The sequence below is a fragment of the Brevundimonas sp. SORGH_AS_0993 genome, assembly GCF_030818545.1.
Classification (GTDB): domain Bacteria; phylum Pseudomonadota; class Alphaproteobacteria; order Caulobacterales; family Caulobacteraceae; genus Brevundimonas.
This window is the reverse complement of the sequence record NZ_JAUTAH010000001.1, coordinates 1231442-1253173: the sequence shown is the minus strand read 5'-3', so window position 1 is coordinate 1253173 and position 21732 is coordinate 1231442. Positions and strand designations below refer to the sequence as shown.

The following is a 21732-nucleotide window of genomic DNA, read 5'->3' as shown; positions in this document are numbered from 1 at the left end:
GACACCTTGGGTTTCCGAAAGCAGGCCCGCTTCGTGAGCCCGGATGAGGGCAGGGTCAAGGCGGCTCTGGACGCGGGCGAGGCGGGCGGGCTAGGTTGATAGGGTTTTTATTGGAGACGGACTTGGGCGACGGCGCGGCACAGACGGTCAAGGATGCGAGGGGCCTGACCTATCCGGGGCCGGCGGTTCCGGCGGCCGGGGAGGCGGTGGAGGTCGCGCCGGGCGTGCTGTGGCTGCGGTTCGCCCTGCCGTTTCAACTGGATCATGTGAACGCCTACGCCCTGGCCGACGGGGACGGCTGGAGCGTGGTCGATACGGGGTTGAGGACGCGCGAGGCGACGGCGGCCTGGGACCAGGCGCTGGCGGGGCCGCTGGGCGGACGGCCGATCAAGCGGGTGATCTGCACCCATATGCATCCCGACCACATCGGCCTGGCGGGCTGGCTTTGCGAACGGTCGGGCGCGCCGCTGTGGATGTCGCGGCTGGAGTATGTGACGGCGCGGATGCTGATGGCCGAGACGGCGGGCGACGCCCCGGCGGACGGCGAGGTCTTCTATCGTGCGGCGGGCTGGAGCGAGGCGCAGATCGGGCGCTGGCGCGACGAGTACGGCGGCTTCGGCAAGGGTGCGACCCCGATGCCTCGCAGCTATCGCCGGCTGTCCGAGGGCGAGGTCGTGCGGATCGGAGGCGACGACTGGACGGTGGTGGTCGGATCGGGCCACAGCCCCGAACACGTCTGTCTGTGGCGCAGGTCGGACGGGGTCTTCCTGTCAGGAGATCAGATTCTGCCGCGCATTTCGTCGAATGTGTCAGTGTGGGCGACCGAGCCGGAGGCCGATCCCCTGGGCGACTGGATGGCGTCTCTGGATCGGCTGGCGGGCTTGCTGCCGGCCGAAACCTATGTGCTGCCGGCGCATGGGGAGCCGTTCACGGGAGTCCAGGCGCGGCTGGAAGCCCTGAAACGCGGACACGAGGTCGCGCTGAAACGCCTTGAGCGGACGTTGCGTCAACCGTCTAGGGTGATCGACGGCTTCCCGGCCGTCTTCGGACGGGCGGTGGGCGACGAGGTGCTGGGCATGGCCACGGGAGAGGCCCAGGCGCACCTGAACTATCTGCAACGACGCGGGCGGGCCACACGCACGCGCGACACCGACGGCGTCGACTGGTGGTCGGCCGTCGCAAGGGACGAGGACACGCCATGAGCGACCATATCCGCACCGAACTGGCCGACGGCGTTCTGACGGTGACGCTGGACCGGGCCGACAAGAAGAACGCCATCACCCAGGCCATGTACTCGGCCCTGGCCGAGGCCACCGAGCGCGCGCGCACCGACGACGCGGTGCGGGTGCTGCTGTTGCGGGGCGAGGGCGACAGTTTCTCGGCCGGCAACGACATTCAGGACTTCATCGCGCTGGGCGCGCAAAGCGCGGGGCCGGGCGACATGCCGGTGTTCCGGTTCCTGAAGGCGCTGGCCGATCTGGACAAACCGGCGGTGGCGGCGGTGAAGGGGCGGGCCGTGGGCATCGGCCTGACGATGCTGCTGCACTGCGACCTGGTGGTCGCGGCCGAGGACGCCTTGCTGTCGGTTCCGTTCGTCAACCTGGCCCTGGCGCCCGAGGCGGCCTCCAGCCTGCTGTTGCCCGCGACCATCGGCCATCAGCGGGCGTTCGAACTGTTCGCCCTGGGCGAGCCGCTGGACGGGCGCACGGCCCTGGCCTGGGGCATCGCCAACCGGGCCGTCCCGGCCGATCAGGTGGAGGCGACGGCGGCGGAGCTGGCGGCCAAGGTTGCGGCGAGGGCCCCGAATTCGATCCGCAAGACCAAGCGGCTGATGCGCGACGCCGAGGGACTGTGGGCCCTGATGCAGCGCGAGGGCGAAGCCTTCGGATCGCAGATGCGCAGCCCCGAGGCGATGGAGGCCTTCATGGCCTTCACCCAGAAGCGGGCGCCGGACTTCTCCAAGGCGGGCTGAGCCTGCGTCATCCGACCTTGACTTGATTTGGACCCCCGTTGGGTCTAGTGCGCGCGCCTTCCCGGAGCGCCGATGCCGCACGCCATTGCCCTGACTGCGGCCGATCACCGGATCGACGCCGAGACCCCGGCCGACGCCCCGGGCGTCACCGCCCTGGTCGCCGCCGCCTTCGGGCCGGGCCGGTTCGCCAAGACGGCCGAGCGGCTGCGCGAAGGGTCGAATTGGATCGTCGGCTTCGTGGCGCGCGAAGGCGAGGCGGTGATCGGATCGGTGCGGCTGTGGCCCATTCGGGTCGGAGAGACGCCGGCCCTGTTCCTGGGACCCATCGCCGTCGATGCGACCCGGCGAAGCGGCGGCCTGGGCGCCGAACTGGTCGAAGCCTGCCTGGAGCGGGCGCGGACCCTGAACGTCGGCGGGGTGCTGCTGGTCGGGGACGTCGCCTATTTCGAGCGGTTCGGCTTTCGCCCCGCGCCCGAGGCGGTGCTGCCCGGACCCGTGGATCGCCGCCGGGTGATGTGGCTGGCCACGCGGGCCGCCGCAGCCAAGGGGCCGGTGCGGATCGATCGCTGACGGATTTGCGCTGGATCAAGGCGTAAACGATCCGGTGCGCGCATCCCCCCGCACGACGCCGGATATCGGCCGCATGAGGCGGCCTGGACGTCGGGGATACCGCAAGTGAACGCCTTCAAGACCCTTATGCTGGCCGCCGCCGCGGCCATTGTCGCCACGCCGGCCCTGGCCCAGAGCCCCGTCCAGAGCGATGCGACATGGACAGCCCCGCGCGCCGGCGACTGGATCGTGACCGGGCGGGTCACGGATGTCTTCTCCAAGGCCGACGACGCCGTCAAGACCGCCGCCGACGCCGACACCGGCCTGCACGTCGATGTGGGCGACAGCGTGATGCCGACCCTGGGCTTCACCTATTTCCTGACCGACCATCTGGCGGTCGAGGCGATCCTGGGCGCGACCAAGCACGAAATCCGCGCCCAGGGCGGGACGACGGACGTGGCGGTGCATGAAACCTGGGTCCTGCCTCCGGTGGTGACGCTGCAATACCGTCCGCTGACCGAGGGCCGGTTCAGCCCCTATGTCGGCGCCGGGGTGAACTACATGGTCTTCTTCGACGGCAAGGATAAGAACGGTTTCAAGGTGAAGCTGGACGACGGCTTCGGCTACGCCCTGCAGGCCGGCGCGGACGTGGGGCTGAAGGGGCCGTGGAGCCTGAACCTCGACGTCAAGAAGGTGTGGTTCAAGACCGACGCCGAGATCAACGACGGCGCGCTGAACAGCGACGTGCACCTGGATCCCTGGGTCGTGTCGGTGGGCGTGGGCCGCAAGTTCTGACGGACGGCCCTCAGGCCGAGGACCCGCGCGGGGTAGGTGACGAACCGGCCCCGCGCGCCTAAATGATGGTCCATGACGGATCAGACTTCGGACGGCGGACTGTCGGCGGTGGCGAAGGCGGCGCAGCAAGCGTCGGGCCAAGCGCGGGGCCAAGCGCGGGGCCAAGCGCCGGGACAGGGGCTGCCGCCCGTGCATCTGTGGAATCCCGAACACTGCGGCGACATCGACATCGTCATCCGGCGCGACGGCGCGTGGATGCACGAAGGTTCGCCGATCGGGCGCCCGGAACTGGTGCGGCTGTTCTCGACGGTCCTGAGGAAGGACCCGGACGGCTATCACCTGGTCACGCCGGTCGAGAAGCTGAGGATCGTGATCGAGGACCTGCCGTTCCGGGCCGTGGCGGTCGAGCGGGAGGGGACGGATCTGGTCTTCACAACCGATGTCGGGGACGCGGTGCGGGCCGGGCCGGACGATCCCATCGTGGTGGAGACCGATCCCGAGACGGGCGAGCCGGCGCCGCGCGTCCATGTGCGGCGCGGCCTGTGGGCGCGGATCGCGCGGCCGGTCTTCTATGAATTGGTCGAGATGGCCGAGGCGGCGGACGGGCGCATGACGGTCCGTTCGGGCGGCGAGACCTTCTCCCTGGGCGCGGTCGCATGAGTCTGGAGACGCTGAAGGCGCGGCTGGCGGAGCGGTTGGCGCCCGTGGACGGCTGGCGGCCCGATCTGACGGCCCAGCGGTCGGATTTCGACCTGAACCCCAAGGCGGCGCGCACGGCGAGGGACCTGCGGCCGGCGGCGGTTCTGATTCCCGTGATCGCCCGGCCCGAGGGGGCGACGGTGCTGCTGACGCGGCGGGCCGACACCCTGGCGCGGCACACGGGCCAGATCGCCTTTCCCGGCGGACGGCTGGACCCCGGCGAGACGGCGGTTCAGGCGGCCCTGCGCGAGGCGGACGAGGAGGTGGCCCTGGACCCCAGGACGGTCGAGGTGCTGGGCCTGTCCGACGCCTATGAGACGGGGACGGGATTTCTGGTCACGCCGGTGATCGGCTGGCTGGACCGGCCGCCCGTGACCACGCCCTCGCCCGACGAGGTGGCCGAGGTGTTCGAGACGCCCTGGGATTTCCTGATGGATGCGGCCAACCATCGGCGCGACTTCTATGATCTGGACGAGGGGCTGCGACGCTGGTTCTGGGCCATGCCGTGGGGCGAGCGTTACATCTGGGGCGTGACGGCGGGCATTCTGAAAGGGCTGCACGCCCGGCTGTACGGCGACGAGGCCCAGCCGGTCGCGGCCGCCGACGAGGATGCGGCATGAGCGTGTCCATGGCCGGACAGTCGTGGTTGGAAGCGACGGCGACCCAGGCGGTGATGACGGCGCTGGAGGCGGCGGGGGGCGACGGCTGTGCGCGCTTCGTCGGCGGTTGCGTGCGAAACAGCCTGTTGGGCCAACCGGTCGACGACATCGACATCGCCACCCGGCTGACGCCCGCTCAGACGATTCGGGCGCTGGAGGCGGCGGGTCTGAAGGCCGTGCCGACCGGGGTGGAGCACGGCACGGTGACGGGTGTGTCGGAGCGGCGCCCCTATGAGATCACCACCCTGAGGCGGGATGTGGAGACGGACGGGCGGCGCGCGGTCGTGGCCTTCACCCAGGACTGGGCCGAGGACGCGGCGCGACGGGATTTTCGGCTGAACGCCCTTTACGCCGACAGGGCGGGGACGGTGTACGATCCGACCGGCGGGGGGCTAGCGGATGCGGCGGCGGGGCGGATCGTCTTCGTGGGCGAGGCCGAGACGCGCATCCGCGAGGACTATCTGCGAATCCTGCGGTTCTTCCGATTCTACGCCTGGTACGGGCGCGGGGCGCCGGATGCGGTCGGGCTGGCGGCGTGCGCGGCGCTGAAAGACGGGATGGCGCGCCTGTCGGCCGAGCGGGTGTCCAGGGAACTGTCGAAGCTGCTGGCCGCGCCCGATCCCCGGCCGGCCGTCAGGGCGATGGCCCAGACGGGCGTGCTGGCCCAGATTCTGCCCGACCATCAGGCGCTGGAGCTGTTCGAGGGGCTGTGCGGGGTCAGCGACGATCCGGTGCTGCGGCTGTCGGCCCTGTTGCCCGCCGATGCTGCGGCGGTGACGCGGATCGCGGGAGACTTGAGGCTGTCGAACGCGGCGCGGGATCGGCTGGCGGCGGCGGTGGCGGCGGCGGAGGGGCCGGCGGTCACGACCGACCTGACGGACGCCCAGGCGCGGGCGGCCCTGTATCGACTGGGTCGGCGGGCGTTTCTGGATCGGCTGGCGCGGGCCGAGGCGAGGCAGGGGATCAGCGCGCGGCTGCGCGGCCTGGCCGAGACCTGGACGGCGCCGGCCCTGCCGGTCAACGGGCGGGACCTGGCGCGGCTGGGCCTGAAGCCGGGACCGGAGACGGGGCGGGTGCTGAAGGCGTTCGAGGACGGCTGGATCGCCGACGACTTCCCGGCCGTGGGGCACGAAGACCGGCTGAAACGCCTTATGGCGCCGCGCGGGTGAACTGGGTCACGACCGGGCGGTGATCCGAGCCGGTGGGCTGGCCCAGGCGGCGCGACACCAGGGCCAGTTCGGGCGAATAATAGACCTGGTCGATGGTGAGGCCGGCGAAAGCGGGCAGGCGCGTGGGCCAGGTGCCGGGCCAGCCGGGGGCGGGGATCAGCTTCATGTCGGCCTGGATCTGACGGCCGATGCGGGCGCTGGAGACGCTGTTGAAATCGCCCGCGGCGATGACCGGATGGGGCGGGGCCTGCCGGCGCCGCTCGGTCAGGGCCATGACCTGGCTGATCTGGCCCCACTGATACTGATAGGGCCAGGGACGGGTCAGGTGGACGGCGAAGACGTCCAGCGGCCCCAGCGGCGTCTGGACCACCGCGCCCACGGTGCTGAGGCCGTCGGGCGGCGAGGGCAGGGGCTGGGCGATGGGATAGCGCGAGGCCACGACCGAACGGGCCTCGCGGCCGCGATCCGGCTGGTGCAGGTCGGTGCGATAGGGATAGCCGGCCAGGAGGGCGTCGGCCTGGGCGGCGGGGGCGGCGCCCATCTCCACCAGCATGACGATGTCGGGGTCGGCGGCGACGATGGAGCGGCGCATGGCCTGAACGTCCGCATTATAGACCCACAGATTGGCGGAATAGACGCGCACGACGGGCTGGTCGGGCTGGGGCAGGGGCGCGCGTGGCGGAAACCCCTGGGGCCAGACAGCCAGCAGCAGCACGCCGCACGCCAGGGCGCCGGTTCCCGCCGCCGGCCAAAGACGCAGCAGCAGGCAGATCAGGGTGACGCCCAGCGCCGCCGTCAGGGCCGGGGCGGTGAACTGGGCCAGGATGTCCACCCAGCGGTGGCCTATGCCGCCGAGGGCCGCCGCCGCGATGGTCGCCAGGCCGAGAAGGGTCAGGCCGGCCGCCAGATTGGCCGCCGTCTTCAGCAGGGACATGCACGGTCCTTCGCGGGTGAACATCGACGCCCAAGGCGCGTTAAGCGTGACCATGGGGGGCGATATGGCCAAACGGTCGATCCGGGATATCGAGAAGATCTGGTCCAATGTCGAGGGCGTGAAGAAGCTGTCGGATCGGGTGATCGGCTTCGGGCCGTTCGGTCTGGGTCTGGATGCGCTGCTGACGTGGATCCCGGTGGTGGGCACGGTCTATACGGCGGGGACCGGCGGCTGGCTGCTGCTGCAGGCGGTTCGGGCGCGGGCGACGCCGGCGACCCTGGCGCGGATGGCGGCCTATATGGCGATCGATACGGCGACCGGTTCGGTCCCCATCGCGGGCGACCTGGTCGACACCTTCTTTCCCGGCCAACTGATGGCGGCCGGCGCCCTGCAAAAGCATATCGAGGCGACCCACTGGGTCGAGGACAGCGAGGCGGCGGCGCGCGCCAGCGGCGACCACGAACGCCATCTGGAGACGCTGAAGGGCGACCGGAAACTGAAGCGGATCGTCTATCTGCACGATTGAGACGCGCGCAAGGGCGGGGTTGGGCGCGCATTTCGGCGGACTGATCCGAGAGAATTCAAGGGCCTGGCGCGACGCTGGGCCGATCTGGCCGCCCTGGTCGCGGGCCGTTCCAGACTGATCTCCATCAACGACGGAGATCCCATGAGCGACGATTTCAGCGCGCGTCTGGCCCTGCCTTATCTGGCGGCGGGGCAGATGCAGAAACATGTCACCTTGAACGCGGCCCTGACGCGGCTGGACGCCCTGCTGCAGACGCTGGTGCTCAGCCGCACGACGGCGGCGCAGCCGGAAGGACCGGCGGACGGGGCCCTCTACATCCTGCCCGAAGGGGCGACGGGCGCCGCCTGGGGCGGGCGGCCGGCCGGAACCCTGATGCGGTTCGAAGCGGGTGGATGGAGCATGGTCCCGATCTCGGACGGCCTGATCGCCCTGATCGCCGATGCGGGCGAGGCGGTGGTGCGGGTCGGCGGCGCCTGGCGGCCGCTGGGCGAACGGTTGGGCGTTGTGCAGGACCTGACCCGGCTGGGCGTCGGCACGACGGCGGACGCGAACAATCCAGTGGCGATCAAGGTCAACGCCGCCCTGATGACCGCACGCGGCGTCGGCGAGGGCGGGGACGGAGACCTGCGGCTGAAGCTGAACAAGGAAGGGGCGGCCGACGTCCTGTCGCTGCTGTTCCAGAGCGGCTGGGGCGGCCGGGCCGAACTGGGCCTGATCGGCGACGACGACCTGAGCCTGAAGGTCAGTGCGGACGGCGGAACCTGGCGGCGCGCCTTCGCGGTGGACCGGGCGACGGGGCGGGTGGCCTTCGACCAGGGCGCGGCCCGGCTGGAGAGCGCGGTCTTCACCGGCGCGGGGGTCTATACGCCGCCGGTCTGGGCGCGGTGGATCGAGATTGCATGCATCGGCGGCGGCGGGGGCGGCGGGGCCGGACAGGCGGGCGCCGCCGGGACCGCGCGTTTGGGCGGCGGGGGCGGCGGGGCGGGTGGACGCAGCGAGGCCCGCTGGGCGCGTGCGGCCCTGACCGGCGACCTGACGATCACGCCGGGCGGCGGCGGAGCGGGCGGGGCGAGCTCGGGCGCGAGCGGTCAGGGCGGGGGCGAGACGACGGTGATCCTGGCGGGCAAGACCCTGCTGAAGGCCACGGGCGGGGCCGGGGGCGCCGGCGCCAGCACGGCGGCGGCGTCGGGCGGTCTGGGCGGTTTGCTCGGCAACAGCGGGGGCGGGTCTTCGACCAGCGCGACAGCGACGGCGGGAGAGGAGCGGCGCGATCCCTTCGGCCCTGGCGGGGGCGGCGGGGGCGGAGGGCTGGACACCGGCAATACGGCGCGCGGCGGCGGCAAAGGCGGCATCGGCGCTGTGGCGGGAAGCCAGGCGGCGGCCGGGAACGCCGGGGCCGCGGGGCAGGGCGCGTCGACCCCCGATTTGTCGCCGAGCGGCGGCGGCGGCGGCGGGGGGGCCGCCGCAGCCAGCGGCGCCGGACAGGCGGGCGGGGCCGGCGGCGCCTTTGGGGCGGGCGGCGGCGGCGGCGGCGCGGGTCAGACGGCGGGCGGCGTCGGCGGCCAGGGGGGCGCGGGCGTGGTCCGCGTCACGGCCATCGGATGAGCCCGTTCGAGCCGATGGAGTCGGTTGAGGTGCTGGACGCCGAGGCCTGGGAGGCGCCCGACAGCCTGAGCGCGGGCGAATGGCGGATGGAGAGCGGGATCGACGGCCTGCGCGGGCGTCGCCTCGCCGAGGAGGACGAGGAATGAGCAGGACCAACCGGAGGGGCCAGCCCCTGGCCGAAGGGCGGTGGCTGTGGCGACGTCTGTACGCCTTTCTGGTCAGCGCGGGATTGTGGCTGCTGTTGCTGCGGGCGGTGGAGACGATGCCGCCGGAGCGGCTGGTCCATGCGACGGACGGGCTGATGGGGCTGCTGGCGCTGATCCTGGTGCTCTATCTGGTGGCGCCGACGGCCCAGCAGTTGATCGCCCTGATCGCGGAGCTGAAGCTGCGCCTGGCGGGAGGGCGGCCATGAGCGGGCGCCTGTCTTCCCGGTCGCGCGCGCGGCTGGTCGGGGTGCATCCGGCCCTGGCGGCGGTGGTGGAGGCGGCCATCGCCCGCAGCGCCGTCGACTTTATCGTCACCGAAGGGCTGAGGACGCCGGAGCGTCAGGCGGCCCTGGTCCGGGCCGGGGCCAGTCGGACCCTGAAGTCGCGTCACCTGAGCGGCCATGCGGTGGATGTGGCGGCCCTGGTGGAGGGGCGGGTTCGGTGGGACTGGCCCCTGTATGGCCGGATCGCCGAAGCCTTCAAGGCGGCGGCCCAAGCGCTGGACACCCCCATCGTCTGGGGCGGCGACTGGCCGACCCTGAGGGACGGCCCGCATTTCGAGCTGGATCGGAGGACCTTTCCATGAGGCCGCCGATCCTCCGCCGCCTGACCGTGCTGGGCTGGGCCGTCGTGCTGGCGGTCGGTTTGGCGCTGATGCTGGCGGCCCTGGCTGGGCTGGGCTTTCGCTGGGACCCGCTGGGGCTGGAGCGAAGACGGCTGGAGGCGGCGCGGGCGGGCGCGGCCGTCGCAGCGGCAGAACGCCAGGCCCGCAGCCTGGAAGCCGAAGCGGCGGTCGCCCAGGCGCGCCGCCTGGAGACGCATCACACACAGATCACGGCCGGCGCGCGGGCGACCGCCGCCGCCGTCAGCCAGGCCAGGAGCGCAGATGACGCCGATATCCCTGTTGAAAGCCGCCGCGCCGATCGCCTGCGCGGCCATGACCGCGAGCTGTGCCGCCTCGCACCCGAACTGGACGGTTGCGCCGCCGCGCCTGCCGCTGCCGGAGGCGGCGTCGAAACCGTGCGGCCTGGCGGCCCTGCCGCCCCGGCCGACGACGGCCGATCTGGATGAGGTCTATCTGATGCGCGGCAACCAGATCCTGAGCTGCGACGCCGCGCGGCGGCTGGCGGTCGAGACCCTGCTGGCGGAGCGGGCGATGCTGGACGCCTGGATCAGGAACGGCGGCCCGCCGCGCTGACGGCGGCAGAAACGACTCGGCAGGATTTGCCGCGCAGCGTCAAACCTTGCCGGGTCGCCCGTGCGTCTTCTGAAATAAATTCAATGAAATCAACGATAGACTTGGGCTGGCGCCGCCATACGGGCTGGCCTCGACCTTGCTCTTGGAGAGACCGAGCAAAACGCTCCTGGCGCTAAAACGGCGCCGGACATCACACGAAGTGAAAAAGGACAGCCAAAATGGCTACGAGCATCAACACGAACTATGGCGCGTCGATCGCGCTGCAAAACCTCAATGCGACCAACGCCCAGTTGGAGCGCACGCAGAGCCGTGTCAGCACGGGACTGAAGGTCGCCAACGCCAAGGACAACGGCGCGATCTTCGCCGTCGCGACGACCCAGCGCGCCAATATGAGCGCCATGGATGCGGTCAAGAATTCGCTGCAACGCGGCCAGTCCATCGTCGACGTGGCCCTGGCCGCCGGCGACACCGTCACCGCCGCCCTGGAAGAGATGAAGCAACTGGCGGTCAACATCCAGTCGTCGGCGGCCGGATCGGACTCGGAAGCTTCCTATCTGAAAGATTACAACGCCCTGGGCAAGGAAATCGACGCGGCGCTGAAGGGCGCCAGCTTCGATGGGGTGAACCTGTGGAACACCACCACGGCGACCAATATCACCACCAATCTGAACGGCGGCAGCTATCAGATCGGCTTCGGCACGGTGGACAAGGCCGCCGCCGCCCCCATTACGGCCGTCTCGGCGGGCACGGCCGCCCGCGCCGACGCCACAACGGCCGCCGTCGACGCCGCCATCAAGGAAGTCACCACCAACCTGGCGACCCTGGGCACCCAGTCCAAGTCGGTCGGTCGTCAACTGACTTTCGTGAACAAGTTGCAGGACTCCACCGAAGCCGGCATCGGCAACCTGGTGGACGCCGACCTGGCCAAGGAAAGCGCCAAGCTGACCGCCCTGCAGACCAAGCAGCAACTGGGCGTCCAGGCGCTGTCGATCGCCAACTCGGCCAGCTCGACCCTTCTGAGCCTGTTCCGGAACTAGAGCCTGATCCGTCGAGGCGGAATCGCCAGACGATTCCGCAGATGCGGTGAAGAAGCCTCCAGATTCAAGCGAGCGCCTGATTCACGCCTCAGCCGGAACCGTGGCGCGGTTCCGTCCATGACAATCCGGCTCTCGGGGGGCGCGCCCCCTGATGCGATCCCCCGCCGCCGCCGACGGCGGCGGGGCCCTGAAACGTCGTCGCCCGGCAAAATCTGCCTGGCGACCCCTGAGAACTCGGCAGATTTTGCCGGGAGAAAGGCATGGTGAACAACGTATTAACATTGCAAATCAATAGGTTGCAGATTTTGCCGACCGCCAGGACTGGCCCGGCAATTGCTTCTTCCCTCCCGAGCAAAACGCTCCCGACGCCAAAACGACGTCGGCCATCACGAAGTGAAAGGAACCGGCCAAAATGCCGAATAGCATCAATACGAACTACGGCGCCTCGGTTGCGCTGCAAAACCTCGCCAAGACCAACAGCCAGTTGCAGACAACGCAAAGCCGCGTCAGCACGGGCCTGAAGGTCGCCACGGCGAAGGACAACGGCGCCATCTTCGCCGTCGCCACGACCCAGCGCGCCAGCATGGGCGCCATGGACGCGGTCAAGAACTCGCTGCAACGGGGTCAGTCGCTGGTCGACGTCGCCCTGGCCGCCGGCGACACCGTGACTTCGGCCCTGGAAGAGATGAAACAACTGGCGGTCAACATCCAGTCGTCCGCGGCCGGATCGGACTCGGAAGCTTCCTACCTCAAAGATTTCAATGCTATGGGCAAGGAAGTGGCCTCGGCCCTGTCGGGCGCCAGCTTCGACGGCGTCAACCTGTGGACCACGGCGGGCGTCACCAATGTGACGACCAACACCACGGGCGGCACCTACGGCATCGGCTTTGCGGCCGATACGTCTTCGGACGCGACCCTGACCGCCATCAACAGCGGCACGGTCGTTCGCGCCGGCGCCACGACGACCGCCGTGGACGCCGCGATCAAGACCGTGACGACCAGCCTGGCCACCTTGGGCACCCAGTCCAAGTCGGTCGGTCGCCAACTGACCTATGTCGGCAAGCTGCAAGACGCCACGGAAGCCGCCATCGGCAACCTGGTGGACGCCGACCTGGCCAAGGAAAGCGCCAAGCTGACCGCCCTGCAAACCAAGCAACAGCTGGGCGTGCAGGCGCTGTCGATCGCCAACTCGTCCAGCTCCATCCTGCTGGGCCTGTTCCGCTAAGGACCGCAAGGTCGGATGGGTTCGCCCGTCCGGCCAAAGTCCCCAAGACCCTGAGCAAAACGCTCCCGTCGTCAAAAGGGCGACGGACATCACAAAGTGAAGAAGGACGGCCAAAATGCCGAATAGCATCAATACGAACTACGGCGCCTCGGTTGCGCTGCAAAACCTCGCCAAGACCAACAGCCAGTTGCAGACAACGCAAAGCCGCGTCAGCACGGGCCTGAAGGTCGCCACGGCGAAGGACAACGGCGCCATCTTCGCCGTCGCCACGACCCAGCGCGCCAGCATGGGCGCCATGGACGCGGTCAAGAACTCGCTGCAACGGGGTCAGTCGCTGGTCGACGTCGCCCTGGCCGCCGGCGACACCGTGACTTCGGCCCTGGAAGAGATGAAACAACTGGCGGTCAACATCCAGTCGTCCGCGGCCGGATCGGACTCGGAAGCTTCCTACCTCAAAGATTTCAATGCTATGGGCAAGGAAGTGGCCTCGGCCCTGTCGGGCGCCAGCTTCGACGGCGTCAACCTGTGGACCACGGCGGGCGTCACCAATGTGACGACCAACACCACGGGCGGCACCTACGGCATCGGCTTTGCGGCCGATACGTCTTCGGACGCGACCCTGACCGCCATCAACAGCGGCACGGTCGTTCGCGCCGGCGCCACGACGACCGCCGTAGACGCCGCGATCAAGACCGTGACGACCAGCCTGGCCACCTTGGGCACCCAGTCCAAGTCGGTCGGTCGCCAACTGACCTATGTCGGCAAGCTGCAAGACGCCACGGAAGCCGCCATCGGCAACCTGGTGGACGCCGACCTGGCCAAGGAAAGCGCCAAGCTGACCGCCCTGCAAACCAAGCAACAGCTGGGCGTGCAGGCGCTGTCGATCGCCAACTCGTCCAGCTCCATCCTGCTGGGCCTGTTCCGCTAAGGCCGACGACCGGGGCGGATCATGATCCGCCCCGGTCCGACGTTTGTTGAGTTTTAGAGGAGCGCGGCTCGCCCGCGCTGGGAGCCATGACAGAGAATGTCGTCAGAATAACGAATCCCCCCGTCGTCCCGTCCTCGACGCCCGCCGTCGCGCCGCACCCTCAGGCCCAGCCCGAGCCGCGCAACGACAATGCGGACGCAGGCCGTTATCGGCTGACTATCGAGGCTGTCGGAGAAAACCGCTACGTTTACAAGGTTCTGGATCGTGTGACGGGCGAGGTGATCCGCCAATTGCCTCGTGAGGAGGTCGAAAAGCTTAGCGGCGATCCGACCTATCGCGGCGGAAAGATATTCGACACCACGGTCTAGGCCGGTTGTCGAAAACAGACGTCGTTAACGCCGCCGGCATGCCGGACGGCGCAATCATGGTTTCCGGGGCGTTAACCATCCGCTCACGACTCATGGTTATATGGTGCAGCTAACAGAAGTCCGGGGCTTAAAGCCATGACCAGCATCCACACCAACACCTCGGCGATGATCGCCCTGCAGAACCTGAACAAGACCAGCGACCAGCTGGCCTCGACCCAGAGCCGGGTGAACACCGGCCTGAAGGTTCAGGGCGCCAAGGACAACGCCGCCGTGTGGGCGGTGGCGCAGGGGCAGAGAGCGGATCGCGGATCGCTGGAAGCCGTCACCACCAGCCTGGGCCGCGCGACCTCGATCGCCGACGTGTCGCTGGCGGCGGGCGAACAGATCACGGACCTGCTGACCGAACTGAAGTCCAAGGCCACGGCCGCCTCCGACGAGAGCGCCACCCTGGCGATGCGGACCTCCTACAATGACGAGTTCCAGGCGCTGCTGAAGTCGATCCAGTCGTTCGCGGATAACGCCATCTTCGACGGATCGAACATTTTGAACGGCTCTTCGACGACGGCGATCAACTTCCTGGCCAGCGCCGACGGGGTGGAGACCATTCCGCTGGATCGTCAGAACATGACTCTGAACGGCCTTGGGCTGGGCACGACGCCGTCGGCGCCGGACCTGCTGAGCAAGGCCAACGCCGACGCGGCCCTGGCCCGGGTCAATACGGCCCTGACCACGGCGACCGCCAACATGGCCGAACTGGGCGCCCAGTCGAAACAGATCGAGCGCCACACCACCTATGTCAGCAAGCTGTCGGACGCGCTGGAGGCAGGGATCGGCAATCTGGTCGACGCCGACATGGCCAAGGAAAGCGCCCGGTTGCAGGCCCTGCAGGTGCAACAGCAACTGGGCGTCCAGGCGCTTTCGATCGCCAACCAGGCGCCGCAGATCATCCTGTCGCTGTTCAAGGGTTGATCGGCGGCTGATCCGGGGACTGACCGGCCCGTTTAAGGGTTCGTTATCGGTCCGCATCGCAAGATGACAGGCGGAGCCGAATTATGATCAACAACAGCTATCTGTTGGGCCTGTACGGCGGGGGGACCGATACATCCTCGCTGATGAGCGCACTGGCGTCAGCCACGACCTCGCCCCAGACGAAGATTCCGACCAAGCAGACCCAACCGACGGCGCCGTGGTCGTCTTCCAAGGTCGCGTCCGCCCCCAAGGCCAGTGACATGGTGCGCGCCGCCCTGGGCGGGCGACGCATCGTCGATGAATCCGCCGTAAATCTGGACCTGGCGGGCGCCTCGGGCGACTATCGCAAGCTGTTCGCCACCTATCAGGCGTTGAACACCCTCAGCGCCCTGGCGGACAGGGCCGGCGTCAAGGGGCTGTCGGCCGCGGAAGAGGGGCAGGTGGCCAAGCGCTTCGCTTCGGGCCTGTCGGAACTGTCGGACTATCTGAAGGCCGCCAAGTTCGAGGATCTGCGCCTTGTGCAGGGCGTGTCGCAGTCCAGGGTCAAGACCGGCTACGCCCAGGAGAAGGCGCCCTCCAGCTTCGTGACCCAGCCGATCCACGACGGCTCTCTGAGCGATCCGGTCCAGGCGTTCCAGGGCGACGTGAAGTTCGCCATCACCATTCGCACGACGAACGGGACGCAGAGCGTCGATATCGACCTGTCGGACATGGGCGCGACGCCGCGCACTATGGACAACGTCATCGCCCACATCAACGGCAAGCTGGCGGACGCCGGCGTCGGCACGCGCGTGGGGCGCGAGGCGATCGAGGCCCCGCCCAAGACGGTCAAGAGCGGCGGCAAGACCATCACCCTGCCGGCCGGGCCGGATCAGTGGGCGCTGAAGTTCTGGGGCGGGTTGGGGGAGACGGTGGGCTTCAAGGCCGCCGCCGCCTCTGACGCCGTCTATGTGACGCAGGGCGTCGGGACCAAGGGCGCGAGCCAACTGCTGAAGTTCCAGGCCGACGGCGGCGACGCCCCGGCCGCGCAGCAGGGGGTGGATGATCCTTTCTGGGTCGCGGACCGGGTGGGGAAGACCGATTTGCCCGACGGGGTTGCGGCGGTGCGGGCCAGCGCGACGGCGCCCGACGGCTCGGTCTGGGTCATTGCTGACCTGACCGAAGGGCTGGACAACCAACCGATCAAGGGGACGCGCGACGTCGCCCTGATGAAATACGATTCCGCCGGCAATCTGATGCAGACCAAGCTTCTGGGCGCGGCCGGATCGGCCAACGGCTTCTCCATCGCCGTGGACGCCGACGGCCGGGTGGCGGTGGCGGGGTCCGTGACCGGCGCCCTGGAGTCGGGAAAGAGCGGCGACGTCGCCACTGTGGCCGACAGTTTCGTCACCATCTTCGACAAGAGCGGCAAGGAGCTGTGGACCCAACGGCGCGGCGCCAAGGCGGCCGACGAGGCGACCGAGGTCCGTTTCGGCGACGACGGCATGGTCTATGTCGCCGGGCGGGCCAAGTCGGCGATGCCGGGCCAGGCGGCCCTGGGCGGATGGGACAGCTATCTGCAGAGCTTCCAGGAGAAGCCGTTGACGGTCAACGGGCCGGTGAAGGGGGTGAATGTCTCGACCAGGCAATTCGGCACGTCCGGCGACGATTCGGTGCAGGCCATGACGGTGTCGGGGTCGGATCTCTATACCGCAGGCGTCGAGAACGGGCGGGCCGTCGTGCGCCGGTTCACCCTTGATTCTTCCGGGGTTCCGACCCTGGCGGCCACGCGCGATCTGGGGCTGCTGAGCGGCTCCATCGCCGGAGTTTCGGTCGAGAACGGCCGGGTGGTGGTGACGGGCCAGACCGAGAACGGCGCCCTGGACGCCGGGACGGTGACTAACGCCTATTCGGGTGGGAGCGACGTCTTCGTCGCCAGCCTGTCCGACGACCTGCAGGCCGGGTCCGATGATCGACTGACCTATTTCGGCGGGGCCGGAAACGACACGGCGGCCGACGTCAAGATCAAGGACGGCAAGGTCTGGATCACCGGCACGAACCGCGACGCGGGCGCGGCCAAGACCGATCCGACACGGGCCTATCTGGCGCGGCTGGATCTGGCCACCGGGACGGTGGAGTACAATCGCACCTGGCGCGGCGACGGCGACCAGGCCACGCCGACCAGCCTGACCATCGCGGAGGGAGGGTCCAGCGTCCTGGATCGCCTGGGGCTGCCGCAGGGCGAGATCATGCAGACCGAATCCAGGCTTTTGACCATCTCCACCGCGGCGCGGGTGGGGGATCAGTTCTCGATCTCGCCGGCCGGAGGCGGCCGCGCCGTGACGGTGACGATCGACGCCAAGGACACGCTGGACACCCTGGCCAAGAAGATCATGACCGCGTCGAACCGGCAGTTGAAGGCGACGGTGATCACCGACTCCAAGGTGGCTCCGCCCGTCCAAAGGCTTCAGATCGTCGCGGCCGACAACAAGGCCGGAGCGGTGATCTCGGCCGGCGCCGTGGGCAAGGACGCCCTGGCGGCGCTGGGGCTGTCGCCTGGCTTCGTCGGAAACACGGCGGACAAGTCGGTCAAGACCTACGGGCTGAACCTGGCCAACACCTTGAATCTGAACGACGCCCAATCGATCAAGGCGGCGACGGCGGCCCTGGCCCAGGCCATGACGGCTGTACGGTCCGCCTACCGCTCCCTGGGGCCGCAGAGCACGTCTCAGACCAACAGCCAGACCGGCAAGGGCGGCTCGACCGCCTATCAGCAGACCCAGTTGGCGAATTTCCAGGCCGCGCTCAATCGTCTGAGCGCCTGATTCCGGGCGCGCGCCCGGTGGGGGCGGATCGGCGGTTGACGCCCGACGCCGGCTCGGGGTTATTGGGCCGGCAATCGTGAAAGGCGTCCATGACTCCGCCCAAAGACAACCGCGTCATCATCGCCGTCGGCGCCGGTCTGGTGATCGTCGCCGCCGTCGTCCTGGCCCTGGTCTTCACCCGCGGCGGGGACAAGACGCCCGAGGCGCCCCCGGCGTCCAAGGGCGGGCTGACGGTCGATCTGGCCGACGCCCCCTCGCTGGAGCCGACGCGCGAACTGAAGTGTTTCGTGGACGGGCGGTTCGTCGGTCTGGCGACCCTGGCGGACTGCGCGCGACGCAACGGCCTGGCCACCGACGCCCTGGACGTGGGCCTGGATGAGACGGGGGCCCTGGCCGCAGCCCCGACCGCCGCCTTCGCGCCGCCGCCGGCGTTGCCGCCCGTCGAGGTCGTCGAGACGCCGGCTGTTACCCCCAGCGCCGAGCCGACCTCGCCCAAGCCCGCAGCCGCCCTCGCCGCCAGCGGCAGCCCTTGCCTGCGCTACACCGGATCGGACTGGCGCGTCCTGTCCAACGGCATGAGCCGGTCGGCCTGCGTCCAGGCCCTGTACGCCGGGACCTGCGTGCGTCCGGGCGAGGCTCAGTACGGCCGCTGGGGCGACAGCACCCTGCGGCTGGTGCCGCGCCGGGTCGAACAGTCCAGCGACAACGCCCGCTTCCGCACCCTGGCCGAACAGGACCGCAACTGCCAATTTCCGGAGTTGAACTGATGCGTGCGACCGCCCTCGTCCTCGTCGCCGGCGTGGCCGCCCTGGCGGCGTGCAGCCGCGAACCCAAGTTCGAGTTCACGCCCGAGACCTGCTATTATGTGGCGCAACCTGCGGGCAAGCCGCCCGAACTGCAGACGCTGGGCGAGAACGTCGCCCAGATCGAACTGTGCGCCGCGCGCCTGGAAGAGATGCGGCTGCGTTTCCTGCGCATGGGCGGCTCCAACCAGGAGGTGACGGGCGCCTATCAGGGCCGGTTCATCTTCATCGACCGCGAAGGGGTGAAGTTCGGCAAGAGCCTGAACGGCAGCCGCTTCTTCGCCATGGCCCGCACGGGCGACGGCCGCCTGGCCATTCCGGGAGCCATCACCCGCGACGAGACGGGGCGTCCTATCGCCGTCGCCGCCGAGCCCGAGGCGAAATAAGGAAACGCCTGTCGGACTTGCGCGGCGCGAACAAAGGTGGAACATTTCGTTAATCCACCGATTTGGCGGGTTCGATGTCGAATGCGGCTGGCGGTGATCCGCTTCCGCCGTCAGACATCCGACTGAATTGACGGAGCGGTCCGATAACAGGCCGTCTCCTGCGAGAAGGAAATCATCATGGCTGGCTCAGTCAACAAGGTCATTCTGGTCGGCAATCTGGGCCGCGATCCGGAAATCCGCTCCATGCCGAACGGCGACCGCATCGCCAATCTGTCGATCGCCACGTCCGAGACCTGGCGCGACAAGTCCTCGGGCGAGCGCAAGGAAAAGACCGAGTGGCACCGGGTCGTCATTTTCAACGACAACATCGTCAAGGTGGTCGAGAACTATGTGAAGAAGGGCTCGACCGTCTATGTCGAGGGCGCCCTTCAGACCCGCAAATGGACCGATCAGCAGGGTGTCGAGAAATACTCCACCGAGATCGTGGTCAGCCGCTTCAAAGGTGAGCTGACCATGCTGGGCGGCCGTTCGGACGGCGGTTCCTCGGGCGGCGGTTACGGCGGCGGCCGCGGCGACGACGACTATTCCTCGGGCTTCTCCACCGGCGGGGCGAACAAGCCCAGCGGCCCCAAGGAAAGCTACGACCTGAACGACGACATTCCGTTCTAAGGTCCAGTCGGTGGGGCGGGGGCCTTACAGCTATAGCGACGATCCCGCCGTGCCGGATTTTCCGGACGACCGGCCCCTGGTCCTGTTCGACGGCGACTGCGCCCTGTGCTCCGGCTCGGCGCGCAAGATCCTGAAGCACGACCGGGGCGGGGTGTTCCGCCTGGCCCCGACGCAGTCGCCCCTGGGGCGGGCGTTGCTGACCCATTACGGCGTCGATCCCGACGACCCCTATACGATGCTGCTGATCCAGGACGGTCGGGCGCGCGAGCGGTCGGACGGCGTCCTGGCTATCGCCGCGCGACTGCCCCTGCCGTGGCGGCTGGCGGTTTTGGTGCGGATCGTCCCGCGCGTCTTGCGCGACGCGGCCTATGACGTCGTCGCACGCCGTCGCCGCCGATTTCCCGGCCCGAGCTGGTGCGCCCTGCCGCCCAAGGGCGTGGATATGAAGGACCGGGTGCTGGGATGAGCGGACGAGTGCTGGTGCTGGGCGCCAACGGCTTCATCGGATCGCACGTCGCAGCGGCCCTGTCGACGGAGGGGTGGCGCGTGCGGGCGGGGGCGCGCCGCATCGCCGAGCCCGCGCGGCGGGCGCCGGGCTTCGACTGGGTCGCGGCGGATTTCGCCAAGCTGACGACCGCCGAAGCCTGGGCGGCCCTGCTGGACGGGGTGGAGGCGGTGGTGAACTGCGTCGGCGTGCTGCAGGACGGCGGCGGCGACAGCACGCGCGCCGCCCATGTCGACGGCCCGCGCGCCCTGATCGCGGCCTGCCGGGCGGCCGGGGTCCGGCGGCTGATCCACATCTCGGCCGTTGGGGCCGACGAGCGTGCGGGCACGGCCTACGCCCGCACCAAGGTCGAGGCCGAGCGGAGGGTCGAGGCCAGCGGCCTGGACTGGCTGATCCTGCGGCCGTCGCTGGTGGTGGACCGGGCGGCTTTCGGCGGGACGGGCCTGATCCGGGCCCTGGCGGCCTTTCCGCTGGTCATGCCGGTGGTGGGCGGGGACCAGACCTTCCGCCCCGTTCCACTGGGCGACGTCGCCGCCGCCGTGGTCGCTGCCCTGCGGCCCGGCGCCCCGTCGGGCCTGACGCTGGACATGCCGGGGCCCGAGGCGGTCAGCATGGCCGAAACGGTGCGGCTGTATCGCGGCTGGCTGGGGCTGAAGCCGGCGCCGGTGGTGCGCATGCCGCGCGCCGTGGCCGCACCGGCCCTGGCGATCGGCGACCTGTTGGGGCGGTTGGGATGGTCGTCGCCGATCCGCACCACGGCGATGCGCCAGATGGATCACGACGTCGCCGGCCGCGACAGCGGCTGGGCCGAGCGGCTGGGTGTCGAGTCGCGCGGCTTCTCCCGCTTTCTGGCCGAGACCCCGGCCTCGGTTCAGGATGTCTGGCACGCGCGGCTATGGTTCGTGCGGCCGGTCGCCATCCTGACCCTGGGCCTGTTCTGGCTGATCACCGGCCTGATCAGCTTCGGTCCCGGCTGGGACCGCGCCGTCGCCATTCTGCATGAGGGCGGTTACGGCCGACTGGCGGAACTCGTCGCCGGGTGGGGCGCGCTGCTGGACGTGGTGCTGGGGCTGATGCTGTTCGTGCGGCCCTGGACGGCGCGGGTGGCGATTTTCATGTGCCTGGCGACCATCGGCTATCTGATCGCCGGGACGCTGAGCCTGCCGCACTATTGGATCGATCCGCTGGGGCCGTGGCTGAAGGTTCTGCCGATGATGGTTCTGTGCCTGTTCGTCGCCGCCACGGATGCGCGGCGATGACCCTGTATTTCGCGCTGAAGATCGTCCACATCCTGTCGGGCGCGGTGCTGTTCGGCACGGGGGCGGGGATCGCCTTCTTCATGCTGCGCGCCCATGCGACGAGGGATGCCCGAACGGTCGCGGCCGTGGGCCGGATCGTGGTCCTGGCCGATTTCGTCTTCACCGCGACGGCGGTGGTGATCCAGCCGATCAGCGGCCTGGGCCTGATCCATCTGCAGGGGTGGTCCCTGACCAGTCCGTGGCTGCTGGCGGCCTATGGCCTGTACGTCCTGATCGGTCTGTGCTGGCTGCCGGTGGTCTGGATTCAGTACCGGATGATGACGCTGGCCGAACAGGCGGCGGGGCAGGGGACGGAACTGCCGGCGGCCTATCACCGGCTGTTCCGCTGGTGGTTCGCCCTGGGCTGGCCGGCGTTCGCGGGGGTGCTGGCCATCTATTGGCTGATGGTCGCCAAGCCGGCGTTCTGA

26 protein-coding genes are annotated in these 21732 nt (G+C 69.3%); 25 read left to right on the top strand and 1 reads right to left on the bottom strand.

Annotation, left to right across the window (positions count from 1 at the left end):
* The first annotated feature begins 122 nt into the window (after nt 1–122).
* The 7 genes from QE389_RS06245 to QE389_RS06215 all read left to right on the top strand — a co-directional run bounded on the left by QE389_RS06245 (nt 123) and on the right by QE389_RS06215 (nt 5843).
* Nucleotides 123–1202: an MBL fold metallo-hydrolase gene (locus QE389_RS06245; RefSeq protein WP_307365488.1), complete on the top strand. Its 1080-nt coding sequence runs from the start codon at nt 123–125 to the stop codon at nt 1200–1202.
* Nucleotides 1199–1972, top strand: a complete 774-nt coding sequence (locus tag QE389_RS06240; RefSeq protein WP_307365486.1) for an enoyl-CoA hydratase — start codon at nt 1199–1201, stop codon at nt 1970–1972. The genes QE389_RS06245 and QE389_RS06240 overlap by 4 nt, the downstream gene beginning before the upstream one ends.
* A 72-nt stretch (nt 1973–2044) precedes the next feature.
* Nucleotides 2045–2542 (top strand): GNAT family N-acetyltransferase, encoded by a 498-nt coding sequence (locus QE389_RS06235; protein WP_307365483.1) that lies wholly within the window; start codon nt 2045–2047, stop codon nt 2540–2542.
* Between the two features lie 126 nt (nt 2543–2668).
* Nucleotides 2669–3316: an OmpW family protein gene (locus QE389_RS06230; protein ID WP_307368944.1), complete on the top strand. Its 648-nt coding sequence runs from the start codon at nt 2669–2671 to the stop codon at nt 3314–3316.
* 72 nt (nt 3317–3388) lie between these two features.
* Complete coding sequence (locus tag QE389_RS06225; protein WP_307365481.1) at nt 3389–3976, top strand: DUF1285 domain-containing protein; 588 nt, start codon at nt 3389–3391, stop codon at nt 3974–3976.
* Nucleotides 3973–4635 carry a CoA pyrophosphatase gene (locus QE389_RS06220; protein ID WP_307365479.1) on the top strand — a complete coding sequence of 221 codons (663 nt, stop codon included), beginning with the start codon at nt 3973–3975 and terminating at the stop codon, nt 4633–4635. Before QE389_RS06225 ends, QE389_RS06220 begins: the two co-directional genes overlap by 4 nt.
* Nucleotides 4632–5843, top strand: a complete 1212-nt coding sequence (locus QE389_RS06215) for a CCA tRNA nucleotidyltransferase (RefSeq protein ID WP_307365477.1) — start codon at nt 4632–4634, stop codon at nt 5841–5843. Before QE389_RS06220 ends, QE389_RS06215 begins: the two co-directional genes overlap by 4 nt.
* On the opposite strand, the gene QE389_RS06210 is transcribed toward QE389_RS06215, so the two are convergent.
* Nucleotides 5824–6777, bottom strand: coding sequence for an endonuclease/exonuclease/phosphatase family protein (locus QE389_RS06210; RefSeq protein WP_307365475.1), 954 nt, complete (start codon nt 6775–6777; stop codon nt 5824–5826). The genes QE389_RS06215 and QE389_RS06210 overlap by 20 nt on opposite strands.
* A gap of 64 nt (nt 6778–6841) precedes the next feature.
* Between QE389_RS06210 and QE389_RS06205 the strand changes: the two genes are divergently transcribed.
* The 18 genes from QE389_RS06205 (at nt 6842) to QE389_RS06120 (ending at nt 21732) form a co-directional block, all read left to right on the top strand.
* Nucleotides 6842–7303 carry a DUF4112 domain-containing protein gene (locus tag QE389_RS06205; protein ID WP_307365473.1) on the top strand — a complete coding sequence of 154 codons (462 nt, stop codon included), beginning with the start codon at nt 6842–6844 and terminating at the stop codon, nt 7301–7303.
* A 141-nt stretch (nt 7304–7444) separates the two neighbouring features.
* On the top strand, nt 7445–8908 hold the full coding sequence (locus QE389_RS06200; RefSeq protein WP_307365471.1) for a DUF2793 domain-containing protein: 1464 nt from the start codon (nt 7445–7447) through the stop codon (nt 8906–8908).
* Entirely contained in the window at nt 8905–9054 is a 150-nt protein-coding gene (locus tag QE389_RS06195; RefSeq protein ID WP_307365469.1) for a hypothetical protein, read from the top strand. Before QE389_RS06200 ends, QE389_RS06195 begins: the two co-directional genes overlap by 4 nt.
* Nucleotides 9051–9320 (top strand): hypothetical protein, encoded by a 270-nt coding sequence (locus tag QE389_RS06190; RefSeq protein ID WP_307365467.1) that lies wholly within the window; start codon nt 9051–9053, stop codon nt 9318–9320. Before QE389_RS06195 ends, QE389_RS06190 begins: the two co-directional genes overlap by 4 nt.
* Nucleotides 9317–9700, top strand: coding sequence for a M15 family metallopeptidase (locus QE389_RS06185; protein ID WP_307365465.1), 384 nt, complete (start codon nt 9317–9319; stop codon nt 9698–9700). Before QE389_RS06190 ends, QE389_RS06185 begins: the two co-directional genes overlap by 4 nt.
* Nucleotides 9697–10185 carry a hypothetical protein gene (locus QE389_RS06180; RefSeq protein ID WP_307365463.1) on the top strand — a complete coding sequence of 163 codons (489 nt, stop codon included), beginning with the start codon at nt 9697–9699 and terminating at the stop codon, nt 10183–10185. Before QE389_RS06185 ends, QE389_RS06180 begins: the two co-directional genes overlap by 4 nt.
* Before the next feature lie 345 nt (nt 10186–10530).
* Complete coding sequence (locus tag QE389_RS06175) at nt 10531–11349, top strand: flagellin (protein ID WP_307365461.1); 819 nt, start codon at nt 10531–10533, stop codon at nt 11347–11349.
* 412 nt (nt 11350–11761) lie between these two features.
* Nucleotides 11762–12574: a flagellin gene (locus tag QE389_RS06170; protein WP_307365458.1), complete on the top strand. Its 813-nt coding sequence runs from the start codon at nt 11762–11764 to the stop codon at nt 12572–12574.
* A 115-nt stretch (nt 12575–12689) separates the two neighbouring features.
* Nucleotides 12690–13502 (top strand): flagellin, encoded by an 813-nt coding sequence (locus QE389_RS06165; protein WP_307365458.1) that lies wholly within the window; start codon nt 12690–12692, stop codon nt 13500–13502.
* A gap of 86 nt (nt 13503–13588) precedes the next feature.
* Nucleotides 13589–13870 (top strand): flagellar protein FlaG, encoded by a 282-nt coding sequence (locus QE389_RS06160; protein WP_307365456.1) that lies wholly within the window; start codon nt 13589–13591, stop codon nt 13868–13870.
* A 135-nt stretch (nt 13871–14005) separates the two neighbouring features.
* On the top strand, nt 14006–14839 hold the full coding sequence (locus tag QE389_RS06155; RefSeq protein ID WP_307365454.1) for a flagellin: 834 nt from the start codon (nt 14006–14008) through the stop codon (nt 14837–14839).
* 83 nt (nt 14840–14922) lie between these two features.
* Nucleotides 14923–17643, top strand: coding sequence for a transcriptional regulator (locus tag QE389_RS06150; RefSeq protein ID WP_307365452.1), 2721 nt, complete (start codon nt 14923–14925; stop codon nt 17641–17643).
* Nucleotides 17644–17732: 89 nt separating this feature from the next.
* The gene (locus QE389_RS06145) at nt 17733–18410 is read left to right on the top strand and encodes a hypothetical protein (protein WP_307365450.1); all 678 of its coding nucleotides are present in this window, start codon (nt 17733–17735) and stop codon (nt 18408–18410) included.
* Nucleotides 18410–18832, top strand: a complete 423-nt coding sequence (locus QE389_RS06140) for a hypothetical protein (protein WP_307365448.1) — start codon at nt 18410–18412, stop codon at nt 18830–18832. Before QE389_RS06145 ends, QE389_RS06140 begins: the two co-directional genes overlap by 1 nt.
* Nucleotides 18833–19009: 177 nt before the next feature.
* Complete coding sequence (gene ssb / locus QE389_RS06135) at nt 19010–19501, top strand: single-stranded DNA-binding protein (protein ID WP_307365446.1); 492 nt, start codon at nt 19010–19012, stop codon at nt 19499–19501.
* A gap of 10 nt (nt 19502–19511) precedes the next feature.
* Nucleotides 19512–19967, top strand: coding sequence for a thiol-disulfide oxidoreductase DCC family protein (locus QE389_RS06130; protein ID WP_307365444.1), 456 nt, complete (start codon nt 19512–19514; stop codon nt 19965–19967).
* Nucleotides 19964–21265, top strand: coding sequence for an SDR family oxidoreductase (locus tag QE389_RS06125; protein ID WP_307365443.1), 1302 nt, complete (start codon nt 19964–19966; stop codon nt 21263–21265). Before QE389_RS06130 ends, QE389_RS06125 begins: the two co-directional genes overlap by 4 nt.
* The gene (locus tag QE389_RS06120) at nt 21262–21732 is read left to right on the top strand and encodes a DUF2269 domain-containing protein (RefSeq protein WP_307365441.1); all 471 of its coding nucleotides are present in this window, start codon (nt 21262–21264) and stop codon (nt 21730–21732) included. Before QE389_RS06125 ends, QE389_RS06120 begins: the two co-directional genes overlap by 4 nt.